Raw genomic sequence first — 25,430 nt, 5'->3', positions numbered from 1 at the left:
ACGTCCAGCTTGCGTCTCGTGCCCGCCCGTGGAGGTTTCCTGGTCTCCGGTTGATGCGGGATCGACCTCTCTGCGGCACGATGGAGGAGACCCGCCGGAAGGAGTCGCATGGTCGCACCGGACGGTGAACGTCTCGGCCCCTACCGCCTGCTGTCGAGACTGGGGGCCGGAGGTTTCGGCGAGGTCCACCTGGCGCTGGACCCCGAGGGGCGTACGGTGGCGGTCAAGATCCTGCATCCCCACGTCGCGGCCGACACGACGGCGCTGACCAGGCTGGCCCGCGAGGTGGAGACCATGCGGCTGGTCCGGGGCCCGCACGTCGCCGAGGTCCTGGACGCCTCCCTTGATGACGGGGCACGCCCCTACCTGGTCACCCGCTACGTGCAGGGGCGCCCGCTCAGCGAGGTGGTCGGCGCGGACAGGCCGGTCGCGGGCGACGATCTCGTACGGCTGGCGCGCGGTCTGGCCGAGGCCGTGGCGGCCGTGCACGCCGCGGGGGTGGTGCACCGCGACCTCAAACCCGCGAACGTGATCCTGGTCGACGGCGAGCCGGTCGTCATCGACTTCGGCATCGCCTGCGCGCTCGACTCGCCCTCGGTCACCGCCTCGGGGGCGGTGCTCGGCACGCCCGGCTACCTGGCGCCCGAGGTGCTGGAGGGCGCCGGGTCCGGTGCCGAGGCCGACGTCTTCGCCTTTGGGGCGACGCTGGCGTACGCCTCCACGGCGCGGCACCCCTACGGCACGGGCCCGGCGTCGGCGATCGGCTACCGCGTCGTGCACCACCCTCCCGACCTCGAAGGCGTTCCCGGCTGGCTGGAGCCGCTGCTGCGGGAGTGCCTGCTGCGCGACCCCGCCGCCCGGCCTGACGCGGCAGCGCTGTCGGCACGGCTGGGTGCGGCCCCCGTGGTGGGGCCGCCGCGGCCCCGTGCCGTGGTGGAGAGCGGGATGCACGGCCTCACCACCCGGGAGTGGCGGCCGGGCGATCGCCCCCGCCCGCAGCAGGGCAGGCCCACGCTGGAGGAGGCCCGCGAGCGTCGCAGAGTCGTGCTGCACCGCCGCTGGGTCGTCGGCACCGGCCTGCTCGTCTCGCTGATGGCCGCGACCGCCAGGGAACCGCTGCCCGAGGTGGCGCTGCTGCTGCTGACCGGGTACGGCTCGGCGATGCTCATCGACGCGGGCATCGCCCTGTTCGCCCGCAGGGACCGCGGGCGCACGATCCTCGCTCTGTCCGCGGGAGCCGGAGCCGTCGCGCTGTGGGCGGCCCTCAGCGCGTTCTTCAGCACGATCACCCTGGCACTCGCGCTGGGCACCGTCGTCTTCGTCCTGGTCGGGATCCTGGTGGCCGGCTGAGCGGGCAGGGCTCCTCAGGCCGGTTCCCGGGTACGTTTCCGAAGTGAGGGGCCGGCGCACAGGTACCGGAATATAGTTCGGTATGGTGGTCCGGGGTTCCCCTGGGGACTCCGGGGTCCCGGTCGCGAGCCGTCCGGCCCGGCGGTTCGCGGCCAAGCTACTGGAAAGTAACATAGGCTCGGGGCGGGGACGGGCGTGTCCCAACCGGGCCACCCGCTGCCACACCGCTCTCGGGCACCTGGCAGTCTTGGCAACAGTGTGCACGTGCCCCGCGTGTACGCACCGAGTATCCGGCGCCAACCGCAGTGACGCGGTGGCGTAAGCGACCACGGGAGGTCGGCCACCAGCCATGAACATCGTCGTCTGCGTGAAGCAGGTCCCCGACACGGCGACCGAGCGCAAGTTGAAGTCCGATGACAAGACGCTCGATCGCGACGCCGCCGACGGCGTCATCAACGAGTTGTGCGAATACGCGGTCGAGGAGGCGCTGCGCCTGAAAGAGGCTCACGGCGGTGAGGTGACCGTTCTCACCATGGGTCCCGGCAAGGCGAGCGACACCATCCGCAAGGCCCTGGCCATGGGCGCGGACAAGGCTGTCCATCTGGTGGACGACGCGCTGCACGGCTCGGACGCGCTGGGCACCTCGCACGCCCTGGCACAGACTCTCAAGAAGATCGGTTTTGATCTGGTCGTACTCGGCTCGGAGTCGACGGACGCCCGCACCGGCGTTCTCGCCGCCATGCTGGCCGAGCGCCTCGGCGTGCCGCAGCTCACCTTCGCCAACCAGGTCCAGATCGACAAGGGCGCCATCTCCATCCAGCGCGTCACCGACTACGGCTACGACAGGGTCGAGGCCTCGCTGCCCGCCGTCGTCTCCGTGGTGGAGAAGATCAACGAGCCGCGCTACCCGTCTTTCAAGGGCATCATGGCCGCCAAGAAGAAGCCGGTCGAGAAGCTCGGCGTCGCCGAGGCCGAGATCGACGCCTCCCAGGTGGGTCTGACCGGCTCCTGGAGCGAGGTCGTCGACTTCGCGGCCGCTCCGCCGCGCGCGGCGGGCACGGTGGTCAAGGACGAGGGCGACGGTGGCGTGAAGGCCGCCGACTTCCTCGCGTCGAAGAAGTTCGTCTGAGAGCGGGGGTAGCTGGAAATGTCTGAGATTCTCGTTCTGGTCGAGCACGTCGAGGGCCAGGTCAAAAAGGTCACCCTTGAGCTGCTGACGCTCGCCAGGAAGCTGGGCGCTCCGTCGGCGGTCTGGACCGGCGCGGGCTACTCGCCCGAGGCCGCGGCCAAGCTGGCCGAGTACGGCGCGGAGAAGATCTATGTGGCCGCCTCCGCCGAGGTCAGCGACTACGTCGTCGCCCCCAAGGCCGAGCTGCTCGCCCACCTCGTGGCCGAGAAGTCGCCGAGCGCGGTGCTCGTGGCCGCGACCGCCGAGGCCAAGGAGATCGCCGGCCGCCTCGCTATCAAGATCGACTCTGGTGTGCTGACCGACGTCGTGGGCATCGAGGACGGCCTGGTCGCCGACCAGTCCATCTTCGGCGGCGGCGTCAACGTCAGGTCGCGCGTGACCAAGGGCACCCCGATCATCGCGGTCCGCCCCAACTCGACGCCGGTCGAGGCCGCCGCGGGTGCGGGCACCGAGGAGCAGGTCTCCTTCACCGTGTCCGAAGCCGCCAAGGGCGCCAGGATCGTGGAGCGGGTCAAGCAGGAGAAGGGCGCGCGCCCGGAGCTCACCGAGGCCGCGATCGTGGTCTCCGGGGGCCGGGGTGTCGGCTCGGCCGACAAGTTCTCGATCATCGAGGAACTGGCCGACTCGCTCGGCGCGGCCGTCGGCGCGTCCCGCGCCGCCACCGACGCCGGCTGGTACCCGCACCAGTTCCAGGTCGGCCAGACCGGCAAGACCGTCTCGCCGCAGCTCTACATCGCGGCGGGCATCTCCGGTGCCATCCAGCACCGGGCCGGCATGCAGACCGCCAAGACGATCGTCGCGATCAACAAGGACCCCGAGGCGCCGATCTTCGAGCTCGCCGACTTCGGCGTCGTGGGCGACCTGCACGAGGTGGTCCCGCAGCTGACCCAGGAGGTCGTCAAGCGCAAGTGATCCGGCAGGGGTACGGGGTACGCGCGGGGTGATGCGAACGCGAGACGGCACCGCACGACATGTGCGGTGCCGTCTCGCGTTCCCAGGTCAGGCCGCCATCGAGAGCTCTCGCCTGGCGGTCTCCGCGGGGCCGGCCGCCGCGCGGTGGCGGGGCAGGAACCACGCGACCGCGGCGATCAGGACACCGAGCAGCACGGCGATGCCGAGGCTCGTCCTGAGCGTGGCCAGATCGGAGAGGAAACCGATGATCACCGGGCCCAGCAGCAGTCCCGCGTAGCCCATCGCACCGGTCTGGGCGATGGCGGGTCCGGGGGTGCCGGTCGCCTCGCCCGCCAGGGACATGGCCATCGGCGAGACCGTCGCCACGGCGACGCCCACGAACAGCATGGCCGCGAGGGCGACCGGTGCGCTGGGGGCCGTGATGACCACGCCGAAGGTCGCGGCGGTGGCCAGGCCCGAGGCGACCATCATGCCGCGGGCGCCGAAGCGGGCCCGGACCCGGTCGCCGGCCAGCCGCCCGGCCAGCATGCCCGCCTCGAAGATCGGGTAACCCAGGGCGGCCACCGCCTCCGGGGCACCCAGCGCGTCCCGCAGGTACAGGCCGTTCCAGTCGGCGACCGTGCCCTCCACCATGAACGCGCAGAAGGCGATCACGCCGAGCAGGTAGATCACCGGAGGCATCCGGCGGCGGGGCGCGGCGGTGGCGGTGCCGGAGACCACCGCCGGGTCGGGCAGGTAGGTGCGGCTGATCAGGACCGCCGCGGGGAGCGCGAGCAGGGCGACCAGCAGCAGGTGGGCGGTGATCGAGAGTCCCGCCGCGATCGCCGCGGTGCCCAGCAGGCCCGCGCCGATCGCTCCGGCGCACCAGCCGGCGTGCATGCCGTTCATCAGCGGGCGGCCGTAGGCGCGCTCGACCACCGATCCCTGCGCGTTCATCGCGACGTCCACCGCGCCGAACGCCATGCCGAACAGGCCGCTCGCGGCCACGGCCAGGGGGAACGACGGCGCCACCGCCAGCAGGGCCAGGGTGATCGCGGTGAGGGGGGCTGCGACCCGGAGGATGCTCCGGCTGCCGAAGCGCGCCATCACGGCGCGCATCGACTGCATGGTGATGAGCGCTCCCAGCCCCCATACGAGGAGGGTGACGCCGACCGATGCCTCGGACAGGCCGAGCTTGTCGGAGAGCGCCGGAATGCGCACGGTCATCGATCCACACATCAGACCGGCCAGCACGAATGTGAGAACCGCCCCGGTTCGAGCCGTTCTCAGGTCGCGGGTCATGCTCAATCCCTTCAATAAATGTTTTGACAAACCGGTGAACGGGCACACCAAAGACGGTCGCTTTCGCGCGTGCGGAAGCGACCACCAATCTGTGTGATGGGTTTTCCCCGGCCGGGCCCGCGATCAGGCGCGCGGGCGAGTGAGGGGTGCCGGGGGAACCAGGAGAAAAGGTGTCAGGGGCCTGTCAGGGTCAGGCGGGCAGCATGGCCAGCAGACGCCGTTTCAGCCTCTCATAGCGCTCGTCGTCATAGAGATCGGGGTCGTGGCTCGCCACGTCCCACAGTCCCTCACAGGCGAGGCGCACGATCTGCGCCGCCTCCGGGTCGGGCTCGCTGTCGAGCCCCTCGCGATGCCATCGGGCCATCGCCACCCGCAGCGGTGCCAGCAGATAGAGGTTGCCGGAGGCTCCGGTCACCACGGCCCAGCGCCGCAGCCTGCCGCTCCGCACGGCGGCGAACGTGGCCGCCAGGTAGTTCTTGGTGTAGGTGTCGTGGCCCTGGGCGGCGACGAGCTCGTCGAACTCCTCGATCAGCCGCTCGACCATGCCCTTGATCAGGGCTTCCTTGGTGCTGAAATGGTAGAGCAGGCCGCCTTTACTGCATCCGGCGCGCTCGGCGACGGCCGCCAGGGTGAGCGCCTGGGCGCCCTGGTCGGAGAGCAGATCCTCTGCCGCGTCCAACAGTTCACCCCGTCTCATGGCCGCTACTGTACCGTCTGGACGGTTTAGTGGTCAACTCCGGGGATGAGGCCCTTCTCCGGCACGGATACCCTTGGAAGGTTGACAGCGATGTGGGGGAGGGGATGCGGCCGTGCAGTCCGCCTATCTCGATCATGCGGCGACCACGCCGATGCTTCCCGAGGCGATCGAGGCGATGACAGCCCAACTGGGCCAGGTCGGCAACGCGTCCTCCCTGCACGCCGCCGGCCGCCGCACCCGCCAGGTCGTGGAGGAGTCGCGGGAGACCATCGCCGCCGCGCTCGGCGCCCGTCCCAGCGAGGTCGTCTTCACCGCGGGCGGCACCGAGGCCGACAATCTCGCCATCAAGGGCCTGTACTGGGCCCGTCGCGCCAATGGCGCGGACCGGATCCTGATCAGCGCCGTCGAGCACCACGCCGCCCTGGACCCCGCGCACTGGCTGAGTGATCACCAGGGTGCGACCGTCGAGCTGCTCGACGTCGACGAGTTCGGCCGGGTGCATCCGCAGACCCTGCGCGAGGCCATCGAGCGCGACCCGGGCAGCGTCGCGCTGGCCAGCGTCATGTGGGCCAACAACGAGGTCGGCACCGTCCAGCCCGTTCACGCGCTCGCCGAGGTGGCCCACGAGTACGGCGTCCCCTTTCACACCGACGCGGTCCAGGCGGTCGGTCAGCTCCCGGTGGTCTTCGCCGACTCGGGGATCGACGCGCTGACGCTCTCCGGTCACAAGGTCGGCGGCCCGATGGGCGTCGGCGCGCTGCTGCTCGCCCGGGGCGTCGACCCGGTGCCGGTGCTGCACGGTGGCGGTCAGGAGCGAGATGTCCGCTCCGGCACGCTCGACGCCCCCGCCATCGCCGGTTTCGCCACGGCCGTGCGGACCGCGGTGGCCCGGCAGGCCGAGACCTCGGCCCGGCTGGCCGCGCTCCGCGACGACCTGATCCGCCGGGTCCGTGAGGCGGTGCCCGATGTGATCCTCAACGGCGACCCGGCGAACCGTCTCCCGGGCAACGCCCACTTCTCCTTCCCCGGCTGCGAGGGCGACGCGCTGCTCATGCTGCTGGACGCCAAGGGCGTGGAGTGCTCGACGGGCTCGGCCTGCTCCGCAGGGGTCGCCCAGCCGTCCCACGTGCTGCTCGCGATGGGCGCCGACGGGTTCCGGGCGCGCGGCTCGCTGCGCTTCTCCCTCGGCCACACCTCGACCGAGGCCGATGTGGACCGGCTGGCCGAGATCATCGGCCTCGCCGTCGAGCGTGCCCGCCGCGCGGGGCTGAGCTGACCCGTACGGCTCTGAGTGATCCCATACGGTGCCCGATAACCCCGGTGCCTCCTGAGGTCCGTGTCGGGGATTCCTAGGTCAGGAAGGGCGAGATGGCGATCCAGCCGGGGTCGCCGACCACGTCGACCCGGGGCCGCCCCTCCTCCCAGCTCACGATGAGCTCCTTGGCGTGGATGGACGTCTCGCTCACCGGGTCGGCGTAGACGTGCAGCACCCGCTGCCCCTCGGCGCTCATGTGCGCGGCGAGCAGGGCCTGGCCGTTCAGCCTGCTGATCCGCCCGGCGAGACGCTCCTCGAAGTCGCGCAGCGCCTCCAGCGAGGGGCCGGTGGGCAGCCCTTCGGCGTCGCGGTGCGCGTACGGCAGCGTGATGGCGATGTGCTGGTCGAACAGCGGGTGGTCGACCGGGCGGAGCGGGTATCGGGCGGTGGCGATCAGGCGGGCGCCGGTGGCGGTCTCACCCTCCAGCAGCGCCCACTGCTCGTCCCGGTAGCCGGAGGCCAGGTCGGAGACCACGCTCGGCAGGTGCACGGCGGGCACCGCGTCGATCGGCTCGAAGGCCGCGGCGGAGATGTCACCCACCCAGCGGGCCACGTCGTCCTCGCCGAGCAGCCAGTCGAGGGCGAGCAGCGCCGCCTCGGTGCGCGTCTCGTCGTCCAGGATGGTGAAGATCGGATGGTAGGCGACCACGTCGACCCGGGGGTTGCCGTGCGGGGCGCGCAGGCCGAGCACGAGCTTGTCGAGCGCGAACTCGTAGCCGCCCACGTCGAGCGTGAGGTCCATCGCGTGCGGGTTGGCCCGCCGGGACGGGTGGAACTCCCACAGGCCGTCGGCGGGCGGCGCGGCGGCGGCCCAGCGGTGCGCGATGGGGCGCAGTTCGGGGTCGCCGGCCGAGGTGACCACGAGGGCCTGGTCGGCGCCCCGGCCGGGGGCGATCTCCCACACCAGCGACGGGTGGACGACCAGCACCGCGGGACCGATCCACTCGGCCAGCCGCTCGGCCTCGCCGGCGGCGACCATCGCGTCCAGTTCCGGTCTCGCCTCCGCCCACCACGCCCAGAACTCGCCGATACCGTCAGCAGGGTCGGCGGCGGGCTCGTTCTTCCGCCCGAACAGTCGCATGACCCCGGATTCTCCCAGCCCGACGGGGCGCCCGCCAACGCGGGTACGCTCAAGGGGTTATGAGTCTTCGTGTGCTTGCCGCCATGTCCGGCGGCGTCGACTCCGCCGTGGCGGCCGCCCGCATCGCCGAGGCGGGCCATGACGTCACCGGTGTCCACCTCGCCCTCTCGGCCAACCCTCAGTCCTATCGGACCGGCGCCCGCGGGTGCTGCACGGTCGAGGACTCGCGAGACGCCCGCAGGGCCGCCGACGTGATCGGCATCCCCTTCTACGTCTGGGACATGGCCGAGCGGTTCCACCGCGACGTGGTCGAGGACTTCGTCAGCGAGTACGCCGCCGGCCGCACGCCCAACCCGTGCCTGCGCTGCAACGAGAAGATCAAGTTCGAGGCGGTGCTCGACCGCGCCCTCGCGCTGGGCTTCGACGCGGTGGCCACCGGGCACCACGCGCGCGTCACCGACGGCGTGCTGAGCCGCAGCCCCGACGAGGGCAAGGACCAGTCATACGTGCTGGGCGTGCTCACCAGGGAGCAACTCGGTCACGCGATCTTCCCGCTGGGCGACTCCACCAAGGCTCAGGTCCGCGAGGAGGCCGCGCGGCGCGGGCTCATGGTGGCCGACAAACCCGACAGCCACGACATCTGCTTCATCGCCGACGGCGACACCAGGGGCTTCCTCGCCGACCGTCTCGGCACGGCGCCGGGTCCGATCGTCGACGAGTCCGGCGAGGTCGTGGGCGGCCACGAGGGCGCCTACGGCTTCACGGTCGGCCAGCGCAAGGGCCTGCGCATCGACCGCCCGGCCCCCGACGGCCGCCCGCGCTACGTGCTGTCCATCGAGCCGGTCTCCAACACGGTCACGATCGGTCCGCGCTCGTCCCTGGCGGTCACGGAGATCGTCGCGGAGCGCCCGGTCTGGAACGGCCCGACCGGCGAGCCGCGCGAGCCGCTGACCTGCACGGTCCAGCTCCGCGCGCACGGCGAGGTGTACGGCTGCCGTGCCCGGCTCTCCGGCGGGGAGGTGCACCTCACGCTGGACGCCCCGGCCACCGGGGTCGCGGCGGGCCAGGCCGCGGTGCTCTACCTCGGCGACACCGTGATCGGCTCGGCCACCATCGCCTCGGCCTGCTGAGCCCGCCCCCTGAGCCCGCCCTGCCGCCGGGCGAACACAGCCGCGTCGCCGTGCGGGGGCGCGTTCGACGAGCGTGGACGAGCCGGCGTCGCGCGTCCCCGCGCCCGGTTCCCGGACCGGCTCGCCCGGTTCCCGGACCGGGCGAGCCGGTCCGGATCAGGGCAGGGTGACCGACTCACCGGGCTTGAGGCGGCGCATCTCGGCCTTCTGCCTCTCCGACTCCATCTCCAGCCACCTGTCGACCAGGCCGAGCCCGATGTCGTTGAGCAGGCCGTCGTGGGTGGAGAAGGCCCGGTCCGGGCGGACCTGGCGCAGGTACTCGACCATCTCCGACGCCTTCATCCACGGCGCGTTGGTCGGCACCAGGAGCGTGGGCACCTCGACGCCCGGCGGGGTGAACGCGTCCCCCGGGTAGAAGACCTCTTCGTCCACCAGGAAACCGACATTGCGCACGATCGGCTGGTCCGGGTGGTTGGGGGCGTGCCACTCGCCGACGACCCTCACCCCGAAGCCGGCCGTGTCGAACGCGTCGCCGTGCCGTACCACCTGGATCTTCGCGGGGACGTCGGTCAGCGTGGCGGCCACGCCCTCGTTGGTCCAGATCTCCAGGGACGGGTCGGCCTCGGCCGCCCGGCGCAGCCGGTCCGCATCCACGTGGTCGAAGTGCTCGTGGGTGATGAGAACCGTCCGTGCCCCTTCCAGAGCGGACTCCTCGCTGAGGGAGCCCGGATCGATCACCAGGATCGAGTCGCCCTTCTCCAGGCGGACGCACGCGTGTCCAAGTTTCGTGAGTTTCACGATCACAGCGTAACGGGGGTCGGCGGCCGGACCTTTCCGGCCGTCAGTACGGCTTGTACCCGCCGCCCCTTTCAAGGGAGGCGATGCCCGGATGCCCGGCCAGGGATCCGTAGCGTGAGTAGGTGTACAGGACTCCGGCGATGATGTTGTCGACCGGCTCCAGGATCTTCCCGTGGCCGGGGAGACTGTGCGCGTTGAAGGTGGGCGGGATCGTCTGCATCAACCCCTGGGACGGGACGCCGTTCCGCGCGTTGATGTCCCAGTTGTTGATCGCGCTGGGATTACCGCCCGACTCATGGTGGATGATCGTCCAGATCCGCTCGATGTCCTGCGGATCGTTCGGGTCAAGATCGCTGACGTCGATTCCCCGCTTTCGCATGATGCCGGCCATCTCGTCCGACCTGATGATCGTGAGTGCTTCCTTGATCCACTCCACGATCTCCTGCTTCGGCGCGGGGACGTTCCCGGCCGACGACGTGCCACCGGAGGCGTATCCGCCAGAGCCGCCGGAGCCGGAGCCGCCGCTCGCGCCGCTGAGGGTCGTTCCCCGCTGGTCGGACAGGGGGGTCTGCTGCCAGTCGAAGACATGGCCGGGCTTCGGGACGAAACTCCCCTCGCTGGGCGCCGGAATACCGGCGAAGGTGATCGCCCGCTCGCCGATGTGCTTCCTGAGGTCGGACACCGCCTGGGTGACGGCCTTGCCGGCGCTGTCGAGATGGGCGAGAGCCTCGTTGATGGCCTGGTCGACCGACGGCTTGATCCCCGCCGCGAGCTCCGTCTCGGTCTTGCCGGGGTTTTCGGCGCGATAGGTGTTCCATCGGGTGACGAGACCCTCGGCGATGGCGTTCACCTTGGACTCGGCGGTGCCGAGTGCCTCCGCGGCGGTGTCGAGGGCTTTCGCGGAGTTCGTCAGCGTCTGGCGCAGCGCCTCGCCGGCCTCGTGGTACTTACGCATGTAGGTGGCGAACGCGTCCGCCGACGCGCCCTGCCAGGCGGCGTTCACCAGGCCCACCGCACGGTTGAGCTCGCCGACACGCTCGTTCAATGTGCCCGCCGTGGACCGCCACCGGGTGGCGATCGCCTTGATCGAGTCCTGGTCGCCGTTGACTTTCACCACGATGTCGATCAGGTCCGCGCTGCCCGGGACGGTGGGGGCGAGCGGATCTCTGGGGCCGTCCCTGTCGGTCATGAGGTGGCTCCGTTGGCACTCTTGACGTTCTTCCGTACGTCCTCCAGCGCGTCCCCGACGCCCTTGAGCTTGGTCACGACCTGGTTCAGTTCGCCGTCGACGGCGTTCTCGATCTCGTTGACGAGGCCGGTGAGCGCGCCGGAGTCCGTCAGCCCCCCGAAGATGGAGGTGGTCGTCTCGGTCGGGTGGGCGTCGCCGAGGTCGCCGATCCTTCCGGCCAGCTTTCGCGCGGCCGTCTGGCACTGTTCGAGCGCGTCGTAGTGGAGATAGAGGTTGGCCATCCGATCGACCCCTTCCATATGACTCTCTTCTCCTCGGCGCCACCTCCGGACCGATCAAGATCGAGCATAGCGGAGACGGGCCTGCGCGAAAGGGCTACGTGACCTACACCTCCGACGGCGTGCTGAGCCGCAGCCCCGACGCGGGCAAGGACCAGTCGTACGTGCTGGGCGTGCTCACCAGGGAGCAGCTCGGTCACGCGATCTTCCCGCTGGGCGACTCCACCAAGGCCCAAGGTCCGCGAGGAGGTCGCGTGGTGCGGGCTCATGGTGGCCGACAAACCCGACAGTCACGACATCTGCTTCATCGCCGACGGCGACACCAGGGGCTTCCTCGCCGACCGTCTCGGCACGGCGCCGGGTCCGATCGTCCGTGGCCTGGACAGGGTGTCCGGCCACGTTCACCCTGTCCTCCTCTCAGCGTAGAGACGGGTTGGAATCCCCCGCCTTCAGGCGGGGGAGGATGTCAACAGGTTCGATAAATAGTGGGCGACATATCTGGGATTCTGGGTAGAAATAATCTCATGATGGACGAGTTCCGGCTCGTGATGGACGGGCTCACCAAGGAGTACAACCAGCAGGCCGAGCAGCTACGCGACATGTATGGCCGGCTCGATGAGCTGGCGGCGACCGCGTGCTCGGAGGACCGGATGGTGACCGTGACGGTGGGGCCGCGCGGCCAGGTGCGGGACATCGAACTCGATCCCCGGGTCTATCGCAGGCTGTCACCGCCGGAGCTGTCACGGTCGGTCATGGAGCAGATCGGTGTGGCGACGGCGGAGATCATGGAGCGGGCCCGGGAGTTGATGGCCCCTTTCGCGCCGGAGGGCCTGCCCTATGAGGAGATATTCGGGGAGGGAATGAGCTTCGAGTCGTTCCTCCCCCGGCCGGTGGATCCGCCGTCGAAGGAGCACGGATGACGGGGTGGTGACTGCCACCACGCGGACACGTCGGCACCGTGTGCACCTTGTTCCCGCAGCCGTCAATCGGGATTTATCGCCGGGGGAGGGGAACGATCCGAAGCGCTTAAGACTGTTTTCCGGATAAAGAGGGGGGATGTCTGGGATGGTGAATCCCTGTGGTTCATGCGGCTTGCGGGGAGTGACCGTCGGTGATGGATAAATTTCGCGTCGCGTTCGAAGAGCTTGCCGAGGAGTACGCCCGGCAGGCCGAACAGCTTCGGGAGATGTACGCCAAACTGGGTGAACTAACGGCAACCGCGCAGTCGAACGACCACATGGTGACTGTGACGGTGGGCTTGAACGGCCAGATACGGAGCATCGAGTTCGATCCCCGCGTTTACCGGAAGCTGTCGCCCTCCGAGCTGTCACAGTCGATCATTGAGCAGATCGGACTGGCCGTCGGCGAGGTCTCGGAGCGGACGCGGGAGCTGATGGAGCCATTCGCGCCGGAGGGCCTGCCGTACGACGAACTGTTCGGAGAGCAGGCGAGTTTTGAATCGTTCCTTCCCGCGAACCTGCCGTCGGAGGAGCGTAGGTGACGGCTGATACGGGGCAGGTCGAGATCAGTCCTCGACAGGGACGACCTTGACATAGCCGTTGCTCCAGAAGGTTAGGCCCTCGAACGCCTCCTGCGGGCCTGCCCGCCTGCTGCGCGCCATGGTGTCGATCATGTCCTGGACGTCGGGCGAGCTACCCGCCAACTCGCCTGCCTCCGTTAGTTCGATCGTTCCCAGGACCGCGTCGGTGCTTACCGCCACGACTTTCAGCATCCGTCTGGTCATAGTCGAAGTATCCGTTCCTTGGTTGATGTTGCTCTCTGGGGTTGTGATCTGGATCACTCATCAAAGGTGAGAGGGTTTCTCTCGGTGCGTGTGATCACCTTGGGTACTTCTGGTACGGGCATCGGCATCCTTGGGGTCGTTCCGATCGCATTACGCTCGACCATATGGAATTGGGAGAGCATGTTGTTGTACCAGTCCATCCGCCCTAATTGTCCAAAGTGCGCTTTCATCCTGGGACTTTGGAGAACCTTCCTGATGCCCTGGACGTCCTCCGGGCTGAGCATGTTGGGCTTCCAGAAGTATCCCGGGCCAGTGGCGGATGTGTTCTCAGTGACGAACTGAGTTCCGAAGTCCGCTCTGGGAACCCAGTCTCGGGGGGGTACGAACGCGAGGCCATGGTCGATGCCGATGATCCCGATCTTCTGGCCCGTGGGCGTGACCAGTTTCGGATCAGGGCTCACCAACCAGTTCATGGAGTGACGGTCCGGATTGGTGATCAGCACGTCGAGCAGGCTGATGCGCATGCCGCTCCGCGTCAACTCAGGTCTCAGCGGCAATTCTTCCGGTGCTAACTCTGATCTGTGCTGCCCCTCTTTGAACTCCATATAGACGACTGTGTCGCCGGCCCGGTAAACCTGGGGGACGTCCGCCCCCAAGGAGGTCCCCACTATCGAAGCCAGCACCTCGGCGTCCGCCTCACTCAGGTCCCTCGTGACCTTGCGGATCATTTGGGAACCATCGTTGAACGTCCATTTCTCCACCATCTCGGACCAGGTTCCCTTTACGCCGTCCACCCCTCTGGCGTTCAACAGCTGGGGCTCTTCGGCGATGCCGGAACGGATTCCAGCCCCCAGCCACTCCGGTACGGGGTGCCCTCGCCCCTGCGCCGCTGCCACCTCGGCGAGCAGAACAGGTACTCGGGACGTTGAGGGGGTGTGCGCCTCGGGGCGAAGGCCCGCCGTCCCCGTCACAGCGGAGGCGTCGTCGTCCCGGGGGCGCAGTCCTGCGGTCTCATTTGGAGGCCGCAGATGTGCGGTCTCATTCGGAGGCCGTAGGTGTGCGGTCTCATTTGGAGGCCGCAACTGTGCGGTCTCATTTGGAGGCCGTAGGTGTGCTGTCCTGTCGTTCGGAGGAACGCCGTGACCCGAACCCGAGGATCGGGGAGGGTCCGCCGGGGGAGGTGCCCCGTCCCCAGGCCTTCGTGGTGGGACGGCGCCGGACGCGGCGGGATCGGGCGGGGGGGCCGCATCGCGAGGCGCTGAGGCAGGGGCCTCGTGGGGCTTTGCGGAGACCAAGGGATCGCTTGCCAGGTGCGACGGCCCGGAAGGTGAATCCGGGTTGAGCATCCGATCGATGTAACTCGGCACAGGGCGCTCCCCGGCCGACGAGGGCGTCTCCGGGCGGGCGGCGACGAGGGTGTCTGGGCGGGCGGCGTTGGGGTGGGCGGTGGTGGGGGTGTCTGGGCGGGCGGCGACGAGGGTGTCTGGGCGGGCGGCGTTGGGGTGGGCGGTGGTGGGGGTGTCTGGGCGGGCGGCGACGAGGGTGTCTGGGCGGGCGGCGTTGGGGTGGGCGGTGGTGGGGGTGTCTGGGCGGGCGGCGTTGGGGTGGGCGGTGGTGGGGGTGTCTGGGCGGGCGGCGTTGGGGTGGGCGGTGGTGGGGGTGTCTGGGCGGGCGGCGTTGGGGTGGACAGCGGGAGCCGCCGGTACCTCCGTGCCTCCGGGCGGGCGGGCGATCATACCCGTTTCATCGTGTGCCAGCCGGCCCTGTGGAGGTCCAGGCCTGTCTGCGGGCGGCACCGGATCGGGTCTCGCGATGCCCTGGAGTGTGGAGCCGCCCGCCGTCGAGTCGGCCGCGTCGGGATGGGGGAGGGTCCCTGCGGCGGCATCACCCTGACGGGGCGCGCCGGCAATCGGGTCGTTCCCGGCAAGGGCGGTTGCCAGGGGTGTGTCACCACCGGCGCCGTGACGATCACCAAGCGAGGTGAGGATCCCGTTCTCCGGGAAGCGGCCGGTCAGGGGGGCGAGGGGGTCTGCGCCCCGGTGACCGGTCGGGGCGATGAGGTGGGCGTCGGCGCCTCCGAGGAAGCCCGCGCTGGCGCTCTTGGCAAGAGTCTCCCAGCTCAGCTGGCCGCTCGCGGCCAGCATCGGCATGCTGGCGAAGGTGTTGGCCGTCATGCTCTGCGTCGCCATGCCCAGCGCCGACCGGTCCAGGAGGGCGGCGGCCTTCTCCCTCCACGTCATCGCGATGCGCTGCACCGTCTCGCTCGCGATGCGTGATCCGCCCAGCTTGCTGATCGCCACACCGAACCCGGTGAACGCCAACCCCGCCAGCGCGCCACCCGCCAGCGACATGCCCGTCTTCATCCAGTCCCAGTCCTCCCGCCGCCCGCCGACCACCTGCACGGTCTGGATGAGCCCGTCCATCCCGACCATCACCCCGCCGAACAGCGCGATGTTGCGCAGCAATCTCATGGCGATCTGCCGCACGGTCATCTGCGTCAACCTGCACGCCATGGGGATGAGGCTCAGCGATCGCCCGAACGACGGTGCGGCCAGGTAGACGAAGTAGGTGATCTGCGCCGCCAGCAGGAACAGGGACAGCAGGATCATGTACTTCGCGTACTCGATCTCCAGGCCTACCGCGTTGAGTTGCTTACCGGCTTTCTCGCAGGCCTCTTTCAGCTGGGGCAGTGTGAACGGCTCGGTCGTGGTGAACGTCTTCCAGTATTCTTCGAAGGCGTCGGAAGCCGATCCGTCCATGTACATGCGTATGTCGCGGCAGGTGGTGTTGCCGTCCTCGATCAGGACCGTGATCGTCGCGGCGATCTTCCGATAGGCATCGGACAGGCGGAAACAGCCTTCCTCATCGCCTTTCGGCCAGTCCAATCCGACGATCCAGCCCACGTAGGGCCGCACGATCGGAGGAACCAGTGCCTCAAGGTGGCGGTCCATCTCGGGTCACGGCCTTATCGTGCTCTGCCGCTCGGCTTCCTCGTATCGTGTCGCCACCAGGTCGAGTCCGGTCCTGAGCTCGTACAACGCCTTGGCCGCCTCGTCCAGTCGTTTGAGGACGGCTTCCATGAGCGGCAGATACCCTTTCTCGAACTGTTTGCCGAAGTGGTCGTCGCCCCAAGGTGAGCCTGCGGCGGCCAGTGCGGTTTTAAGCGAGCCTCTGGCGTCTTCGAGTGTCTTGCCGTGAGCGGTGAAGTTGGGGGATCTCAGCCGGATGGCCTGCGGGTACACCTCGTAGCCGTTGTAGGTCGCCATCCAGCTCCGTTCACGTACTTAGCCTGATTCATCGGATTTCGCATGATATGTCTGCGAATGAGGGGACTTCAGGCAGGGATGGCGCCGTTCGCCCAAAACATGATCTATGAAGCTGGGCTCTATGTCATCATGAAAGATCATATTTTAAAATAAATGCATACCTGTGGTGCGGTGATCAGTCTGCCACGGACCGAGGCCGGCTCGTGAGCCGGCCTCGGTCCGTCAGCCGGTTTCCGGAGGCGCCTGAGGCGGCATGAAGGCGGTCTGCGTGAGGCGTGCGCCGAACTTCCTGTCGACGAGGTAGCCCCGGCCCGGCGGAAGCGGATGCGGCCGTACGTTGCCGAACAGGAAGCCCTCGTCCTTGTTGCCCGACAGGATCACGGCGGGGCTGGCCATGTCCTTCATCCGCTGGATGATCGGGTCGTACATCGCCCGGCCGATGCCGCCCATGGCCCGCGACATGACCAGGTGCAGCCCGATGTCGCGAGCCTGCGGCAGCAGTTCCGCCAGCGGCAGCAGTGGGTTCGACGAGGTGGCGACGAGGTCGTAGTCGTCGACGACGATGTACAGGTCCGAGCCCTGCCACCAGTTCCTCGCCCGGAGTTGCTCGGGCGTGAGGTCGGCCGGAGGCAGCCGCTTGAGCAGCGCGCTCCGCGCGTCGTTGATCAGCTCCTGGGCCGCCGAGCCGGAGGCGGCGTAGCCGATGCGGTGCTCGGTGGCGGCGGAGTCCAGCAGCGACCGCCGGTAGTCGATCACGATCATTCTGGCCTCGTACGGTGTGTGCCGGGCGACCAGGCCCTCGGTGATGAGGCGGAGCAGGTTGGACTTCCCGCTCTCGGTGTCGCCCACCACGATGAAGTGCGGATCGACCTCGAAGTCGAGGACGACGGGCGTCAGGGTGGCCTCGTCGATGCCGACCGGGATCCGGTTCGGCCCCGTCTGTGCCGCATCGGGCAGCGTCTCCGCGGGCAGCACCGGCGGCAGCAGCCGCACGCCGGGGGCAGCTGGTCCCTGCCAGGCGTCCTTGACCGCCTGAACGAGCGAACGCACACCGACGGACAGATCGTCGCTCTTCCGGGTGCCGTCGATCCTGGGGAGCGCGGCCAGGAAGTGCAGGCCCTCCCTGGTGAGCCCCCGGCCCGGCACGCCCTCGGGCACGGCCAGCGCCGACTTGCGGTTGACCTCCGATTCGTAGGCGTCACCGAGCTTGAGCTCCACCCGGGTGCCGAACAGGTCGCGGATGCCCGGGCGGAACTCCGACCACTTGTTGGTGGCGGCCACGACATGGATGCCGTAACCGAGGCCCCGCGCGGCCAGATCGGTGATGACGGGTTCGAGCGACTCGAAGTCCTGCCTGACGGTCAGCCAGCCGTCGACCACCAGGAAGACGTCGCCGTACCTGTCACCCTCGATCGTCTTGTCGGCGAGCTGCCTGCGGTATGTGCTGATCGAGTCGATCCCCTGCTCGGTGAAGTCGCGTTCCCGCTGTTCGAGGAGGGTGGAGATCTCGGCGACCGTGCGGCGGACGCGATCGCCGTCGAGACGGCTGGCGACCCCGCCCACGTGGGGGAGCCCTTCCAGCGAGGCGAGGGAGCCGCCGCCGAAGTCCAGACAGTAGAACTGCACCTCGCGTGGGGTGTGCATGAGCGCCATGCTGATGACCAGAGTGCGCAGCACCGTACTCTTGCCGCTCTGCGGCCCCCCGGCTATGCCGACGTGGCCGGCCGCTCCCGACACGTCCAGCCAGTACGGATCACTACGCTGCTCGAACGGCTTGTCGATGAGGCCCACGACGGCGTGCAGCCGACCTCGTCCGCCCCACCCGGTCGTGCTGAGACCGAGCTCCGGGGTGACCGACAGCGGCGGGAGCAGGTGGGCGAGGGTCGGCGGTTCGCCCAGCGGAGGCAGCCAGATCCGGTGGGCGGGCGGCCCCTGGCCGTTGAGTCTGTCCACCACGACGTCCAGCAGGCTGGCCGAGCTTTGCTCGGCCGGCCCGTCCGCCACCGGCGCCTGCACCGGCTCTTCCACGACGGGGACCGGAACGAACTCCGGACCGTACTCCACGACCTGCCGCTGGGGCCCCCGCCCGTCCGGTGCCACCGCGTTCCGGGGGTCCGCCTGGTAGATCCCGGACACGTAGGCGGCCTTGAACCGGGTCATTCCGGTGGTGTCGAACTTGAGATAGCCGTTGCCCGGAGCGGAAGGCAGCTCGTAGGCGTCGGCGACGCCGAGCACGACCCGGCTCTCCATCGCGGAGAAGGTGCGCAGGCCGACCCGGTAGGACAGATGGGTGTCCAGGCCGCGCAACCGGCCCTCCTCCAGGCGTTGGGAGGCCAGCAGCAGGTGGACCCCGAGGGAACGGCCGAGCCGTCCGATCATCACAAAGAGTTCGATGAACTCGGGCTTGGCCGAGAGCAGCTCGCTGAACTCGTCGATCACGACGAACAGGGTGGGCATCGGCTTCAGGTCGACGCCCTGCTCGCGGGCGCGCTCGTAGTCGCGCAGGGAGGCGTAGTTGCCGGCGGCGCGCAGCAGTTCCTGGCGGCGGACCATCTCTCCGTGCAGGGCGTCGTACATGCGGTCGACGAGAGGCAGCTCGTCCTCAAGGTTGGTGATGACCGCCGAGACGTGCGACAGGGTGTCGAGACCCAGGAAGGTGGCGCCGCCCTTGAAGTCGACCAGGACGAAGTTCAGGATCTCCGACGAGTGGGTGATGGCCAGGCCGAGCACCAGGGTTCGCAGCAGCTCGCTCTTGCCCGATCCGGTGGCACCGATGACCAGGCCGTGCGGTCCCATGCCACCCTGAGCCGACTCCTTGATGTCGAGTTCGACCAGGCGTCCGTCCATGCCCAGACCGATCGGCACCCGCAGCCGGTTGCGCCCTGCTCTGGATCGCCAGGTCAGCGACGGATCGATGCGGATCGGATCGCCGACGCCGAGCAGGTCGGTCAGGGACGTGTTGATCGCCAGCACGTCCTGTGCCTCCTCTCCCCTGGCGGTCGACGCGCGCAGCGGAGCAAGCTGCCGGGCCAGGCTCTCCGCCCGCAGGAAGTCCAGCCCGTCGGGCTCGCCCAGGCGGGAGGAGCTCTCCTTGCCCGTGTGATCGATCTTGACCATGAGGAAGTCCTCCGGCTGGACGTTCAGCCGGAGGGTGTTCTTCTCCTCGATCGATCCCGCCGAGCCGGACAGGTCGATCACGGTGACGCCCTGAATGGCGTCGGTGCCGAGCTGGGAGTCGTGCGGCACGTGGCCACCGTCGATGATCAGCACGTGGTACGGCAGGGCGTCGGAGGAGGCGCCGGGCTTGAATCGTGCGCGCTCCTTCAGTTCCGAGCCGAGCAACTGGTCCAGCTGGGAGAGGCTCTCGGTCATCAGCCGCACCTGGCCGGCGGCGTCGGTCTCCTCCGGGTGCAGCGCGTGGGGCAGCCACTTGACCCAGTCCCACTGGGGCATCCACTCCTTGCTCGCGCACACCATGATCCGCATGTCGTCGGGGGAGTGGAACACGGTCATCTGGGCGATCATCGACCGTACGAGTTCGCGCATGGCCACCGGGTCGCCGGTCAGATTGATCCGCGCGAAGGAGTGCAGGGCCACGGCCACCGGTAGCCCGGCCACCGTCGAGTGCGCCCGGACGAACCTCCGCAGCGCGCCGGCCGACAGGGCGTCCAGGTCCTCGACCGGTTTGGAGTCGGGGGGGATCAGCTGCACGGCGAGTTTCTGCACACCGGTGCCGAGCCGTACCGTGCCGAAGTCGTCGTCGCGGGGCCGCCGTTCCCACAGGCGCGGGCCCATGGCCACCCACCACAGCGAATCGGGGGCGGGGCCGCTCCATTCGAGAGCCTCGCGCTGCTGGGCGGTCGCCCGCCGTACCTTCCGGCGGACCTGGGAGAGATAACGGAAGTAGTCGCGGCGCAGGCCGTTCAGCCGCTGCTTGCGTTCGCCGCTCTGGCGGCCGACCTGGCCCAGACTCATGCCCATCATGGACACGGCGAACAGGCCGCTGGCCACGTACATGAGCGGGCTGGAGTTGCCGCTCGCGGTGAACATCAGGCCCATCGCGGCGCCGCCCGCGATCATCGGCAGATAGGTGAGGAGCGCGGTGAAGCCCTGCGGCTGGACCTCTGGCACCTCCGGCGGCGACTCCAGCAGAATCTCGCCCCGAGGCGGCTTGGGCGGCGGTCGACGCTCTGGACGCCGTACAACGACGATGCTCACCGTGGAATCGCTCCCTGATCGTTTGCGCTACTTTCCTACCAGAAAATGTTTCTGTGTAGCTGTCACGCGCGACCCCGTTCACCTCGATACCGTATTCGTGATCTAGGTGATATTCGTGATGTACGTGGTGAGATGAGGTACGACGGTGAAGGCGCTGACTCAACCGCCAGATCAGGGGCCGACATCGCAGAGCACACCGGCCCGGTTCGTCGCGCCGCTGCCGTCGCTGTGCCACGTCACGATCGTGGCTCCCCGCCGGAAGGCCGACCTGGCGGTGCCCGCGGACATTCCGCTGTCCCATGTGCTGCCCGACCTGCTGCGTACCGCGGGCGAGGCCGGGGGCGACTCGGCGGCGGCTCCCGGATGGGTGCTCCAGCGACTCGGCGGCCATCCGCTGGACATCGGCCAGAATCTCGGGGCACTGGGTGTGCTCGACGGCGAGGTGCTCTACCTCCGGCCGAGTGAGTCCGTGCTGCCTCCTGCCATGTTCGACGACGTGGCCGACGTGGTCGCCACGGGTGTGACGGAGGGCAACGGCAGATGGGCCGACCGCCACACTCGTCTGATGGGTGTGGGGGGTGCGACGGCGGTCCTCACCGCCGGGTCCGTGACGCTGACGACGATGGGACCGCCGTGGACGGTCTCCGTGGTGCTCGCCTCGGTTTTCGCGGGCCTGCTGATCGCCGTGGGCACCGCGTTGTCCCGGGCCGTGGGCGACTCGTCCGCGGGCGCGCTGATCGGCTACGCGGCTCTGCCGTACGGCTTCTTCGCCGGGCTCATGGCGCCCGCGAGCGCCGAGGGAGCGTTCGGCTTCGGCGCGCCGAACATGCTCGCCGCCTTCGCCTCCGTCGCCCTGGTGGCCACCGTCGGCGTGGTGGCGATCGCCGACGGTGCGCCGGGTTTCCTGGGCGCCGCGATCGCCTCGACGGCCGGAGCACTGGGCGCCGCCGTGGTGATGGTCTTCGGGGCCGCTCCCACGGGAGTCGCCACGGTGACCCTCACGGTCCTGCTGGCGTTCAGCCCGCTGATCCCGATGCTGTCTTTCAAACTCGCGCGTCTGCCGATGCCCGTGCTGCCGACCAGCGCCGAGGAACTGCGCAACGACAACGAGCAGATCGACGGCGAGACCATTCGCGAGCGCACCGTTCACGCGCAGCGCTACGCGACCGGACTGGTCGCCGGGATGGGCATGGTGGCGCTGGTCACCCTGCTGTATCTCGCGATGGACGACGGCTGGCTGACCGCGACCACCGCGCTGACGATGTCGCTGACGCTCGTCATGCGGGCCCGTGTCTTCCAGGGGCTCGGCCAGCGGCTCTGGCTGGTGATCCCCGGGCTCGCGGGGGTCGTCGCCCTCTTGGTCCTGCAGGTCGCCGGTGCGGGCGGTGTCGCGGCGATCGCCGCGGTGATGGCACTGCTGTGCGTCGCGGGGATCTCGGCGGGCGTCGGCCTGTGGCTGCCGTCGGGGAGACCCTCTCCGTTCTGGGGGCGTGCGGGGGACATCCTGGAGGTTCTGTTGATCGTCGCGCTGTTCCCGCTCGCCCTCGGCATACTGGACGTCTACTCCTGGGTGCGCGGTCTGGCCGGCTGAGGTGTCGCTCCCCGCGGGACCGGGGAAGGGAATCCGGCTGGTATCCCGGGAGCATGCGGATCGGTTAGGTTGGTGCGCAAGTAGCCGGATGTGCCTTTTGGTGCGTATACGGCGGTCATCCTGATCGGGATGGAGACGGAGCAGCGGATGGCGGAACTCGGAGATTTCGCGAACGTCGACGTCCACAGGTTCCTGAGGGATACCCAAAGGCACGTCGCCCAGATCGAGGAGGTCCAGAAGGTCACCGCCACGGTGGTCGGGCGCGCGCGGGACGAGGACGGGCTGATCACCGCGGAGTACGCGAGCGACGGGCTGCGCGAGCTGGAACTCAACCCCAAGGCGATGCGCCTGAGTTCGGGCGAGCTCGCCGAGAAGGTCAAGGAGACCGTTCGCGCCGCGGCCCAGGATTTTCAGGAGCGGATCGGCCAGATCATGGAGACGGCGTTCGGGGAGGAGGCCAACCCCATGAGATACCTCAACGACCCCGACGCGGTGCTGAGTCAGGTCAGGGAGGCGGAGGCGGTCTACAACCGGACCTTCGAGGACGCGATGGGCGAGCTCGACCGTATCGGCCGCCGCCTCGACCTGTGAGCCCGTGAACCGCCGGGACGCCGTGACCTGGCCCGCTCCTTCGTGAGCTCGGGCTTGGGAGGCGGAGTCACCGCCTGTCTTTCGAGGCCCCGTTGATCAGGGGCGACGTCACGGGCCTGTCGCTCATGAAAAGGTCCTCGTCCTCCAGCAGCCAGGTACTCCGCGAGTGCTCCTCATTGCCCTCGTTCGCGGAGCCTCCACCGTACGGGAGGAAGGGCATCATCGATCCCGAGGTGCCGGGACCACGCGCGGCGCTCATCCCTCTGGAGTCGGCTCCCGGTCCGCCGCCTCCGTGGCCGAAGGTGCTCCCCGGCAGGGGAGAGGCGCTCCCGGGCAGCAGGGGAGAGGCGGTGCCCGCGGTGGCGTTCCCCGGACCGATTCCTGCGGGGCCTCGCAGGTTGGCGTTGTCCGGGAGGTGCTGCCCGCCGGCGAGGTTGTTCAGCTGCGTGTTGTAGCCGGCCAGTTCGGTGTCGCCTCCGGAATTTCCGGCCGGATCTGGGATGTTTCCCCTCGAACCATCGGCGCCCGCGCCGCCGGGATACCCGCCGCCCACTCCGGATCCGTACTGGCCTGATCCGTTCTGGCCGGATCCGTCCGTTCCGGATCCGTCTGTTCCGGATCCGCTCTGGCCTGATCCGTTCTGGCCGGATCCGTCCGTTCCGGATCCGTCTGTTCCGGATCCGCTCTGGCCGGCCCCGGCCCCGGGCACGCCGCCGTTCGGATCTTCAAAACCCCTCAGGTCGTCCGGCCCCCCCTGCCCGAAGCTCGGTGTGAAGCCGTTCATGGCGAGGGCCGGGGTGTAGGGCTGTCCTCCGCCCGGGGGGTACACGCCGGCGCCGGGCCTGGGGCCCCCCGGGGGCGTGTCGGTGGTGGGGATGACGATGCCGGGCGGGGTGAACTCCGGGATGTCGGTGCGGACCGACTGCGGAAAGGCCTCGTTCACCTGGGCCGTGGCCGCGGTCAGCGCCTTCAGGTGCTTTTGGGCGGCTTTCATGTCCCGCTCCTCTTTCGAGTCGCCGAACATGTTCTGGAAAGGCCCGTCCGTGAACAGTGACGTGGCGCCCCCGATGACCGTGCCGGTGACGGCTCCGATGACGGCCCCTGGCGCGGCGCCGACCCCACCGAAGAAGACGCCCACTCCCCCGCCGGCCGCGGCGCCGGTCACCCCGCCCTGGAAGGCCCCTTCCAGGAAGGAGACATCTCGGTCCGCGTTCTGCGGCACGTGATCTCCCCTGAACGCCTTCAAGGTGGTGCTGTACATCTCCAGGGCGGGAGCGACCCCCGTGGGGTTGGTTCCGGAGGGAGCGGGCGCCACGATCGTGTCGACCAGGCTCTGCGCCGACACGCGGATCCGCTGGAGCTGCTCCTTGACGATCTTGGCGTCTTCGCCGACGGTCCAGTGCTTGTTGAAGGCGTCGAGGTGGTGGTCGAGGGTGACGATCAGAGCCTTCAGGTTGGCCATCGCCGACCTGAACTCCGCCGCGGCGTTCTCGACCAGCTCCGGTTTGGTATTGCCCAGTGAGGTCCTCAACAGATCCAGCGTGATGCCGCCGAACTCGGATGTGTCGATCTGCTGCCTGATCGGCATCTCTCTGGCGACCACGGCCCCTCACCCATCCCTTCGAGCCGACATGCGGCCTGTCCCGTCGCGCATACGTGTCCCGTGCCTGTCAGACCTGCGCCTGTTCGGCGTGCGTCGTTCCCTCGCGCTCGGCGTTCTCCAGGCGGGTGATCGCCGCCTGGAGCAGTCCGACGGCGTTCGTGACCTGTCTTGCGATCTCCGTGTAGGAGCCGCCGACCGCGCTCTCCGCGCTGCGGACGCTCGCCTGGAAACCCTGCGCGGCGGGCCAGAAACCGCCGATCGCCGCAGGGTCCTGGAGCAGCTGCTGGATGGCGCCGTTCGAGGCGAAGACGGGAGTCGCCCTCCGGTCGGTCGGAGCGGGGCTCAACAACCCGAGGATTCCTTCAAGGTCTTTCTTGGCGTCCTTGACGACCTTGTGAGTGACCTCGATCCCACCGTCGCCCATGTCGACCTCTCCGTTCACGGTCACGTCTCATGCCCCTTCGGCCTTCGGTGGCCGAGAGGGGCCGTACAGATGTACCTTCGATCATCTGCCGTCGAACATGGAGGCGTTGATCCGCTCAACGTCCTGCATGTTCATCCGGGTGATGCTGATGTTCTTGGCCAGCAGCGCCACGATGTCGGACAGGCCCTTCGCCTCGGTCTGCCAGGTCGCCCGGGTGATGGTGTAGGCCTCCTGAGCGGAGCCCTGCCAGATCGCGGTCTTCTGGTTGAGCTTCGTCTCCAGGTCCCCCAACTCGCCGACGAGGTTGTTGAAGGCCGACTGGAAGGCGCCCTCTCCGACCTCCATGCCGCCGAAGTTGACCTTGGTAACGTCGAAACTGTCAGTCATTACGGTCTCCGTTCGTTCTTGAAGAGCAGGTCAGGGCGGCTTATCTGCCGGAGCCGGCGGGAGCCGCGGCGTTGATGAGGCCCTCGATCTGGTTGATCGAGGCGGTCGCCTGCTCGTTGAACGCCCGGTAGTTCTGGTTGTTCATCTGAATGCTCTTCGCGAGTTCCTGGAGGCTCAACAGGATGACGTCGATGCGCTCGTGCCAGAGCCGGTGAATCTTGGCGAACGCGTGATGCGACTGGCCCGCCCAGTTGACATGGAGCTCGGCTCCCGCCGTGTCCAGGTTCCGCTGGATGGTACGGATTCGTTCTGCAGAGTCCCCGATCCAGTTGATGGCTTCCTGTAGATCGTGCTCGCTTACCTGTGCCTGCTGCGCCACGGTCACC

General features: G+C 68.9%; 23 protein-coding genes and 1 pseudogene. 10 read left to right on the top strand and 14 right to left on the bottom strand.

Annotated elements, in window-relative coordinates:
• Nucleotides 1-108: 108 nt before the first annotated feature.
• The 3 genes from ACQP0P_RS40065 to ACQP0P_RS40055 all read left to right on the top strand — a co-directional run bounded on the left by ACQP0P_RS40065 (nt 109) and on the right by ACQP0P_RS40055 (nt 3,451).
• Nucleotides 109-1,350: a serine/threonine-protein kinase gene (locus tag ACQP0P_RS40065; RefSeq protein ID WP_433366070.1), complete on the top strand. Its 1,242-nt coding sequence runs from the start codon at nt 109-111 to the stop codon at nt 1,348-1,350.
• Between the two features lie 349 nt (nt 1,351-1,699).
• Nucleotides 1,700-2,479, top strand: a complete 780-nt coding sequence (locus ACQP0P_RS40060) for an electron transfer flavoprotein subunit beta/FixA family protein (RefSeq protein WP_433366068.1) — start codon at nt 1,700-1,702, stop codon at nt 2,477-2,479.
• 18 nt (nt 2,480-2,497) lie between these two features.
• Entirely contained in the window at nt 2,498-3,451 is a 954-nt protein-coding gene (locus tag ACQP0P_RS40055) for an electron transfer flavoprotein subunit alpha/FixB family protein (protein WP_433366065.1), read from the top strand.
• Between the two features lie 87 nt (nt 3,452-3,538).
• Here ACQP0P_RS40055 and ACQP0P_RS40050 read toward each other — a convergent pair whose 3' ends face one another.
• Together ACQP0P_RS40050 and ACQP0P_RS40045 are read right to left on the bottom strand one after the other, a co-directional pair.
• Nucleotides 3,539-4,657, bottom strand: a complete 1,119-nt coding sequence (locus tag ACQP0P_RS40050) for an MFS transporter (RefSeq protein ID WP_433366062.1) — start codon at nt 4,655-4,657, stop codon at nt 3,539-3,541.
• A 265-nt stretch (nt 4,658-4,922) separates the two neighbouring features.
• Complete coding sequence (locus tag ACQP0P_RS40045; RefSeq protein ID WP_433366059.1) at nt 4,923-5,429, bottom strand: TetR/AcrR family transcriptional regulator; 507 nt, start codon at nt 5,427-5,429, stop codon at nt 4,923-4,925.
• Between the two features lie 112 nt (nt 5,430-5,541).
• Here ACQP0P_RS40045 and ACQP0P_RS40040 point away from each other — a divergent pair, with 112 nt between their 5' ends.
• Nucleotides 5,542-6,705: a cysteine desulfurase family protein gene (locus ACQP0P_RS40040; protein WP_433366056.1), complete on the top strand. Its 1,164-nt coding sequence runs from the start codon at nt 5,542-5,544 to the stop codon at nt 6,703-6,705.
• A 73-nt stretch (nt 6,706-6,778) separates the two neighbouring features.
• Here ACQP0P_RS40040 and ACQP0P_RS40035 read toward each other — a convergent pair whose 3' ends face one another.
• Nucleotides 6,779-7,825 carry a DUF695 domain-containing protein gene (locus tag ACQP0P_RS40035; RefSeq protein ID WP_433366053.1) on the bottom strand — a complete coding sequence of 349 codons (1,047 nt, stop codon included), beginning with the start codon at nt 7,823-7,825 and terminating at the stop codon, nt 6,779-6,781.
• 59 nt (nt 7,826-7,884) lie between these two features.
• Between ACQP0P_RS40035 and mnmA the strand changes: the two genes are divergently transcribed.
• Entirely contained in the window at nt 7,885-8,955 is a 1,071-nt protein-coding gene (mnmA, locus tag ACQP0P_RS40030) for a tRNA 2-thiouridine(34) synthase MnmA (RefSeq protein WP_433366051.1), read from the top strand.
• Between the two features lie 156 nt (nt 8,956-9,111).
• Here mnmA and ACQP0P_RS40025 read toward each other — a convergent pair whose 3' ends face one another.
• From ACQP0P_RS40025 to ACQP0P_RS40015, 3 genes are read right to left on the bottom strand one after another with little or no spacing between them, the layout of a single operon-like run.
• The gene (locus ACQP0P_RS40025) at nt 9,112-9,753 is read right to left on the bottom strand and encodes an MBL fold metallo-hydrolase (RefSeq protein ID WP_433366048.1); all 642 of its coding nucleotides are present in this window, start codon (nt 9,751-9,753) and stop codon (nt 9,112-9,114) included.
• A gap of 43 nt (nt 9,754-9,796) precedes the next feature.
• Nucleotides 9,797-10,942, bottom strand: a complete 1,146-nt coding sequence (locus ACQP0P_RS40020) for a WXG100 family type VII secretion target (RefSeq protein WP_433366045.1) — start codon at nt 10,940-10,942, stop codon at nt 9,797-9,799.
• Nucleotides 10,939-11,241 carry a hypothetical protein gene (locus tag ACQP0P_RS40015; RefSeq protein ID WP_433366042.1) on the bottom strand — a complete coding sequence of 101 codons (303 nt, stop codon included), beginning with the start codon at nt 11,239-11,241 and terminating at the stop codon, nt 10,939-10,941. The genes ACQP0P_RS40020 and ACQP0P_RS40015 overlap by 4 nt, the downstream gene beginning before the upstream one ends.
• A 95-nt stretch (nt 11,242-11,336) precedes the next feature.
• On the opposite strand from ACQP0P_RS40015, the pseudogene ACQP0P_RS40010 reads away from it, so the two are divergent.
• The 3 genes and pseudogenes from ACQP0P_RS40010 to ACQP0P_RS40000 form a co-directional block, all read left to right on the top strand.
• A pseudogene (locus ACQP0P_RS40010) lies at nt 11,337-11,589 on the top strand (tRNA 2-thiouridine(34) synthase MnmA); the annotation flags it as partial.
• Nucleotides 11,590-11,744: 155 nt separating this feature from the next.
• Complete coding sequence (locus ACQP0P_RS40005; RefSeq protein ID WP_433366039.1) at nt 11,745-12,140, top strand: YbaB/EbfC family nucleoid-associated protein; 396 nt, start codon at nt 11,745-11,747, stop codon at nt 12,138-12,140.
• Nucleotides 12,141-12,334: 194 nt separating this feature from the next.
• Nucleotides 12,335-12,721 (top strand): YbaB/EbfC family nucleoid-associated protein, encoded by a 387-nt coding sequence (locus ACQP0P_RS40000; protein ID WP_433382336.1) that lies wholly within the window; start codon nt 12,335-12,337, stop codon nt 12,719-12,721.
• 24 nt (nt 12,722-12,745) lie between these two features.
• On the opposite strand, the gene ACQP0P_RS39995 is transcribed toward ACQP0P_RS40000, so the two are convergent.
• From ACQP0P_RS39995 to eccCa, 4 genes are all read right to left on the bottom strand, one after another.
• Entirely contained in the window at nt 12,746-12,964 is a 219-nt protein-coding gene (locus ACQP0P_RS39995; RefSeq protein ID WP_433366036.1) for a hypothetical protein, read from the bottom strand.
• Nucleotides 12,965-13,017: 53 nt separating this feature from the next.
• On the bottom strand, nt 13,018-15,915 hold the full coding sequence (locus ACQP0P_RS39990) for a hypothetical protein (protein ID WP_433366033.1): 2,898 nt from the start codon (nt 15,913-15,915) through the stop codon (nt 13,018-13,020).
• Between the two features lie 6 nt (nt 15,916-15,921).
• Nucleotides 15,922-16,230, bottom strand: coding sequence for a hypothetical protein (locus ACQP0P_RS39985; RefSeq protein WP_433366030.1), 309 nt, complete (start codon nt 16,228-16,230; stop codon nt 15,922-15,924).
• 222 nt (nt 16,231-16,452) lie between these two features.
• A complete protein-coding gene (gene eccCa, locus ACQP0P_RS39980; RefSeq protein WP_433366027.1) occupies nt 16,453-20,448 on the bottom strand; it encodes a type VII secretion protein EccCa in 3,996 nt (1,331 codons plus the stop codon).
• A 145-nt stretch (nt 20,449-20,593) separates the two neighbouring features.
• On the opposite strand from eccCa, the gene eccD reads away from it, so the two are divergent.
• Together eccD and ACQP0P_RS39970 are read left to right on the top strand one after the other, a co-directional pair.
• The gene (gene eccD / locus ACQP0P_RS39975; protein WP_433366024.1) at nt 20,594-22,039 is read left to right on the top strand and encodes a type VII secretion integral membrane protein EccD; all 1,446 of its coding nucleotides are present in this window, start codon (nt 20,594-20,596) and stop codon (nt 22,037-22,039) included.
• Nucleotides 22,040-22,168: 129 nt separating this feature from the next.
• Nucleotides 22,169-22,630, top strand: coding sequence for a YbaB/EbfC family DNA-binding protein (locus tag ACQP0P_RS39970; RefSeq protein WP_433366021.1), 462 nt, complete (start codon nt 22,169-22,171; stop codon nt 22,628-22,630).
• 67 nt (nt 22,631-22,697) lie between these two features.
• On the opposite strand, the gene ACQP0P_RS39965 is transcribed toward ACQP0P_RS39970, so the two are convergent.
• The 4 genes from ACQP0P_RS39965 to ACQP0P_RS39950 form a co-directional block, all read right to left on the bottom strand.
• Entirely contained in the window at nt 22,698-24,233 is a 1,536-nt protein-coding gene (locus ACQP0P_RS39965; RefSeq protein WP_433366019.1) for a hypothetical protein, read from the bottom strand.
• 67 nt (nt 24,234-24,300) lie between these two features.
• On the bottom strand, nt 24,301-24,681 hold the full coding sequence (locus tag ACQP0P_RS39960; RefSeq protein WP_433366016.1) for a hypothetical protein: 381 nt from the start codon (nt 24,679-24,681) through the stop codon (nt 24,301-24,303).
• 57 nt (nt 24,682-24,738) lie between these two features.
• Nucleotides 24,739-25,044 carry a WXG100 family type VII secretion target gene (locus tag ACQP0P_RS39955; protein WP_433366013.1) on the bottom strand — a complete coding sequence of 102 codons (306 nt, stop codon included), beginning with the start codon at nt 25,042-25,044 and terminating at the stop codon, nt 24,739-24,741.
• A 40-nt stretch (nt 25,045-25,084) separates the two neighbouring features.
• Entirely contained in the window at nt 25,085-25,429 is a 345-nt protein-coding gene (locus ACQP0P_RS39950; protein ID WP_433366010.1) for a WXG100 family type VII secretion target, read from the bottom strand.
• Nucleotide 25,430 lies beyond the last annotated feature (1 nt).

Source organism: Streptosporangium sp. CA-115845 (genome assembly GCF_050943795.1).
Lineage (GTDB): Bacteria > Actinomycetota > Actinomycetes > Streptosporangiales > Streptosporangiaceae > Streptosporangium.
The sequence above is the reverse complement of the archived record's forward strand: the minus strand, read 5'-3'. Positions and strand labels throughout refer to the sequence as shown.